The sequence below is a fragment of the Streptomyces sp. NPDC007346 genome, from assembly GCF_040703535.1.
Lineage (GTDB): Bacteria > Actinomycetota > Actinomycetes > Streptomycetales > Streptomycetaceae > Streptomyces.
Genome location: NZ_JBEYKR010000253.1, coordinates 1 through 5734, shown reverse-complemented (window position 1 = coordinate 5734; position 5734 = coordinate 1). Strand labels below are relative to the sequence as shown.

Annotated in this window: 3 protein-coding genes and 1 riboswitch; of the genes, 2 read left to right on the top strand and 1 reads right to left on the bottom strand. The window is 71.5% G+C overall.

Annotation, left to right across the window (positions count from 1 at the left end; genetic code table 11):
- Nucleotides 1–108 precede the first annotated feature (108 nt).
- On the top strand, nucleotides 109–2718 hold the full coding sequence (locus AB0917_RS33500) for a SpoIIE family protein phosphatase (protein WP_366823485.1): 2610 nt from the start codon (nucleotides 109–111) through the stop codon (nucleotides 2716–2718).
- Nucleotides 2719–2807: 89 nt separating this feature from the next.
- Here the strand turns inward: AB0917_RS33500 and AB0917_RS33495 are convergent, their stop codons facing one another.
- Nucleotides 2808–4199, bottom strand: a complete 1392-nt coding sequence (locus tag AB0917_RS33495) for an FAD-dependent oxidoreductase (protein WP_366823484.1) — start codon at nucleotides 4197–4199, stop codon at nucleotides 2808–2810.
- 449 nt (nucleotides 4200–4648) lie between these two features.
- Nucleotides 4649–4839, top strand: a riboswitch (cyclic di-AMP (ydaO/yuaA leader).
- A 3-nt stretch (nucleotides 4840–4842) separates the two neighbouring features.
- On the opposite strand from AB0917_RS33495, the gene AB0917_RS33490 reads away from it, so the two are divergent.
- Nucleotides 4843–5670: a LysM peptidoglycan-binding domain-containing protein gene (locus tag AB0917_RS33490; protein WP_366823483.1), complete on the top strand. Its 828-nt coding sequence runs from the start codon at nucleotides 4843–4845 to the stop codon at nucleotides 5668–5670.
- Nucleotides 5671–5734 lie beyond the last annotated feature (64 nt).

Below are 5734 nucleotides of genomic sequence, written 5' to 3'. Positions count from 1 at the left end.
GGGAGCGGGGGGGGGGGGGGGGCCCGGCCCGGGGCGGGCGGGGGGCCCCCCCCCCCCGGCCGGCCCGCCGAGGTGCGCCGCCCCCCGGGCGGGGAGCATGCTGGCTGGGTGACCCGGCACGATGCGACCCGGCCCACCCCGCCCCCCGGAAGCGGGTCCGGGGCCGGGCGAGACGACGGCGGCCGAGTACCGGACGAGCTGTCCCTCGTACTCGCGCAGGGGGTGGTCAGCGCCGTCGAGTCCGCCCGGGGGCACGCGGGGGGCATCTACCTCCGCTCCGGAACGCCTGGGCTGCTGCGCCTCGCCGCGCTCGCCGGACTGCCGGGACCGCTGTTCCGGCCCTGGTGGCGGATGCACGTGAACCGGCCCTTCCCCGCCTCCGAGGCCTACCGCACCGGGCGGCCCGTGCTGCTCGCCGACGCGGAGGAGGCCATGCGGCTGTTTCCCCAGCTGATGGCGGGGCTGCCGTTCCCGTTCGGCTCGCTGTGGGTCCCGATCACCGGCCCCCGGGGCAGCATGGGGGTGATGGCCGTCCTGCGCTCCGCCAGCCCCGGTGAGCAGGTCGCGCCCGCAGACGGGAAGCGGCTGCTGCGGCTGGGCCGCCGCCTGGGGGCCGCCCTCGCCGACCTGGAGGCGCGGTCCCTCCCCGTCGTCTGGGAGCGGGAGCCGATCCCCGTCCAGCTGCCGGCCGCCCCCGCGCCCCCGGTGCGGGTCGGCAGCTTCGAGTGGGACCTGTACTCCGGGGCCCTCACCGCCGACGACGACCTGTGCGCGATCTTCGGCACCGAGCAGGCGGAGTTCCCCGGCACCGTCGACGCCCTCGCCGGACGCCTCGTACCGGAGGACGTGTACGGGCTGTGGGCCCTGGCCCGGCAGGCGGTGGAGTCCGCCGACCCGGTGGTCCGCCGGATGCGGCTGCGGGGCCCCGACGGCCGGTACCACCTGCTGGAGCTCTCGGGCCGCTGGGCGCACCCGGACGGTGAGGAGGCCGAGAGCCGTCTGACCGGCTCCGTGGTCGACTTCGGTGCCGGGCCCGTCATCGCGGAGGCGGCGGACCGGCTGCCCCTGGGGATCGTCTCCCTGGACCGGATCGGGCGCATCACGTACGCCAACGGGCTCGCCGAGGAGCTGCTGGACCGCCCCAGGGCGGAGCTGGTCGGCCACGTCGTGTGGGAGGCGCTGCCGTGGTTCGGGCATCCGGCGTACGAGGACCACTGCCGCGCCGCCCTGATCTCCGACGAACCCGTCCACTTCCTCGCCCGGCGGCCCCCGTCGCTCTGGCTGTCGGTCTCCCTGTACCCGGGCCACGACGGGCTGAGCGCGGTGTTCCAGGCCTCGGAGAAGCCCGCGTACGCGCCCGGCTCCGTCACCTCGCCCGGCCTGGGCATCGGGTCCACCGCCGACCGCTCCTCCGCGCTCTACCGTCCGGTGGCCCTGGCCATCGCCCTCACCGAGGCGGTCACGGCCCGCCAGGTCTCCGCGGTGGTCACCGAGGAGCTGCTGCCCGCCTTCGGCGGCCGGCAGCTCGCCATCTACCTGCTGAGCGAGAGCCACCTCCACCTCGCCTGGGAGACCGGCTTCCCCAAGGGGTTCCTCGACCGCTTCGAGGGGGTCGGGCTCGACGTGTCCATCCCCGGCGTGGAGACCCTGACCACCGGCCGGCCGATCTTCTTCGAGTCCATGCAGCGCCTGGCCGACGCCTACCCGGGCATCCCGATGGAGACCGACATCGGGGCGCGGGCGTTCCTGCCGCTGATCGCCTCGGGGCGGCCCGTCGGCTCGTGCATCCTCGGCTTCGACCGGCCCCGCGGGTTCAGCCCGGAGGAGCGCACCGTCCTGACCGCCCTGGCCGGGCTGATCGCCCAGGCCCTGCAACGCGCCCAGCGGTACGACAGCGAGTCGGCGCTGGCCCGGGGGCTCCAGGACGCCCTGCTGCCGCACCGGCTGCCGGAGGCCGACGGGGTCGACACCCTGGGGCGCTATCTCTCCGGCACCCAGGGCATGGAGGTGGGCGGCGACTGGTACGACGTCATCGAGACCGGCCACGAACTGGCCCTGGTCATCGGCGACGTCCAGGGGCACGGTGTCTCGGCGGCCGCCACCATGGGGCAACTGCGCAGTGCGGTACGGGCGTTCGCCCTCAGCAACCACGACCCGAAGGAAGTGATGAGCGGTACGAACCGGCTGCTCATCGATCTCGACCCCGGACAGTTCGCCAGCTGCTGCTACATCGTCCTGGACCCGCTCACGGGACGGGCCCGCGCCGTACGCGCGGGGCACCCGCAGCCGCTGCTGCGGCATCCCGACGGCCGGACCGAGGTGCTGGACCTGCCCGGCGGCATCGTGCTCGGCATCGACGGGCAGGCGAGCTACCCGGTCACGGAGCTGCGGCTCGAACCGGGCGCCACGCTGGCCCTGTTCACCGACGGGCTCATCGAACGCCCCGGGACCGACATCGACGAGGGCATCGAACGGCTGCGCGCCACCATCGCCGGGATCGGCTCCGTCCCGCTGGCCGAGATGGCGAACCGGGTGATCGGGGAGGCGAGGCAGGCCACCGACCGGCCCGACGACATCGCGCTCCTGCTCGCGGCCCGCTGGACACGCGTACCGGAGAAGGCACCGCCGCCGACCCGTGACACCGCCCCGCCGGATCTGTGGCGGACGTTCCGCGGGCCGGGCCCGGACGGCACGACGCGTGCCCCGGACCCGGCCTGAGGGGTGACGGTGCCGACGTGAGGGACCCCGAGGCCCTGATCAGGCCGGTAGACGCCGATCAGGACCTCGTGGGACTCGTGGCGGCCTGATCAGGCCTCGGAGGGCGGCTCGGCGGGAACGAAGGCGCCGGAGGCCTCCAGCATGCCCTCGCGCTCCACGACCTTGATCCGCTCACGGCCCTGGGCCGCACCGAGCGCCTGCTCGTGGGCGTCCAGCCGGTGCCAGCCCTCCCAGGTGGTGTACCGGACGTTCCGGCCCTCCAGGAAGGCCTCGACGGCCTCCGGCGCGGGCGTCGCGGGCTCGGGCAGACGGCCGGCGGCGCGGTCCTCCAGGAGGCAGGCGACCGTCTCGTTGGCGTCGCCCTTGGTGTGCCCGATCAGGCCGATCGGGCCGCGCTTGATCCAGCCCGTGACGTAGACCGAGGTCATGTGCTCGTCACCGGCGATGACACGGCCCGCCTCGTGCGGGACGGTGCCGGAGGTCACGTCGAAGGGGAGCTTGGGCAGCTCCTCCGAGTAGTAGCCGACGGCGCGGTAGACGCTCTGCATGTCCCAGTCGGTGAACTTCCCCGTGCCCCGGACGTTGCCGGTGCCGTCCAGCTCGGTGCGCTCGGTGCGCAGCGCGACGACCTCGCCGTCCTCGCCGAGGATCTCGACCGGGGACTCGAAGAAGTGCAGGAAGAGCTTGTGCGGGCGGTCGCCGGTATCGCGGATCGCCCAGTTCTCCAGGGTCTGCGCGACCATGTTGGCCTGCTTGTTCTCCCGCCGGGTGGCGATGGAGCCCTCGTCGTACTCGATGTCCTCGGGGTTGACGATGACCTCGATGTTGGGGGAGTGGTCCAGCTCCCGCAGCTCCATCGGGCTGAACTTGGCCTGTGCCGGGCCACGCCGCCCGAACACGTGCACCTCCAGCGCCTTGTTCGCCTTGAGGCCCTGGTACACGTTGTCCGGGATCTCGGTCGGCAGCAGCTCGTCCGCCGTCTTGGCCAGCACGCGGGCCACGTCCAGCGCCACGTTGCCGACGCCGAGGACGGCGACCTTCTCCGCGGTGAGCGGCCAGGTGCGCGGCACCTCGGGGTGGCCGTCGTACCAGGAGACGAACTCCGCCGCGCCGTAGGAGCCGTCCAGCTCGATGCCCGGGATGTCGAGCGCCCGGTCGGCCTCGGCGCCGGTGGAGAAGATCACCGCGTCGTAGAAGGACCGCAGGTCGTCCAGGCCGATGTCGTTCGGGTAGCTGACGTTGCCGAAGAGGCGGATCTGCGGCTTGTCCAGCACCTGGTGCAGCGCCTTGACGATGCCCTTGATCCGGGGGTGGTCGGGGGCCACGCCGTAACGGATCAGGCCGAAGGGCGCGGGCATGCGCTCGAACAGGTCGATCGAGACCCCCGGGTCCTGGCAGACCTCGGATTTGAGCAGCGCGTCCGCAGCGTAGATACCGGCGGGGCCGGCTCCGACAATGGCGACGCGGACGGGGCGTGTCATGGCGTGTTGATCCTTAAGGCGGGCGAACGCGGGCAGGTACAGCGTACGTCGGAGGTAAGGCTTGGCTTACTAGTCTCCACCCCACACGGTAAGCCCTGGCCCGGCGAGGCCGCCGACCCGGCCTGCGGAACTGACCGATAAGTCCGTTTCTTCGGAACGGTATGGGCGATTTGGTTGTTTTGGCACGCTCTTCCATAAAAAGGCTATTGGTGGCCTTGGGGTATTTTGACCGTGCCTCTTTCGGCCACCCCGGCGCGACGTGGTGAGCGTCACGTCCGGCGGCGCGGACGCGGAAGCGGAGGGTTCGGTTCCCTTCTGTCCCAAGAAAGTTGACACCGTGACGGAACGGGCGCGGCCGGGAATTCCTATTTTCGATCTTGCGCAGAAAGGAAGATCCGGAATTCAGGGCTTGTTCTGTCCGATGTTTTTCGCCTACGGTCACGGTCAATCCGGATGGAACGCCTAATCCTGCCGCCGTCCGGGGACCCGAAACCCACTCACGTACGGCAGGAACGGGGGACCCAGGTAAGTCGCCGATCCGGTCTCCGGAACGGCTAGGGGTGAAGTCGCATGTCCATGCGGCCAGACATCTCCCGTCTGAACCCGACAGCTCACCTCGTAGGCGCCGGAGAGGAAATTCCCCATGCCCGCACAGGGTAAGCACCGCCGTCCCAAGTCCGTCTCGCTGGGACGTGGCATCGCCGCCGTGACCACGGGTGGAGCCGTTCTGGCCCTCCCGGTGCTCGGCGCCACCACCGCCTCTGCCGCCCCCGCGCACGCCGTCGCCGCGGAAAAGGCGGTGGCTCCCGTGTCCGTGACCGCCCAGGTGAATTCCGTGACGAAGGCCGCGCCCGCCACGCATTCCGTGGCGTCCGGCGAAACGCTTTCCAAGATCGCCCGCGAGTATTCCGTCAGCGGCGGCTGGAAGAAGCTGTACGAAGGCAACCGGAAGGTCATCGGAGATAACCCGAACATTATTCACCCGGGTATCAAGCTGACCATCGGCGCCAAGGCTGCCGCCTCGTCAGACACCAAAGCCGGCAAGGCTTCCGAGGCCGCGGCCCCGGCCGCCGCCCGCACCGCCACGGCGGAGCGGGCCGACCGTTCGGAGCGCACCACGGCCGCCCCCGCCGCCGCTCCCGCGACGTACACCAACGACCTCGACGGCTGGATCAGGGAGTCGCTGGCGGTCATGGCCCAGCACGGCATCCCCGGCAGCTACGAGGGCATCCACCGCAACATCATCCGCGAGTCCTCGGGCAACCCGAACGCCATCAACAACTGGGACTCCAACGCGGTCAAGGGCACCCCGTCCAAGGGGCTGCTCCAGGTCATCGACCCGACGTTCCAGGCGTACCACGTGCCCGGCACCTCGACCGACAGCTACGACCCGGTCGCCAACATCACCGCCGCCTGCAACTACGCGGCGGACCGGTACGGCTCGATCGACAACGTCTTCGGCGCCTACTGATCCTCCGTACGAGAACCCGCGCCGCAACGTGATCCGCGCGATCAAGAGCGTGATCCTGCGCGTG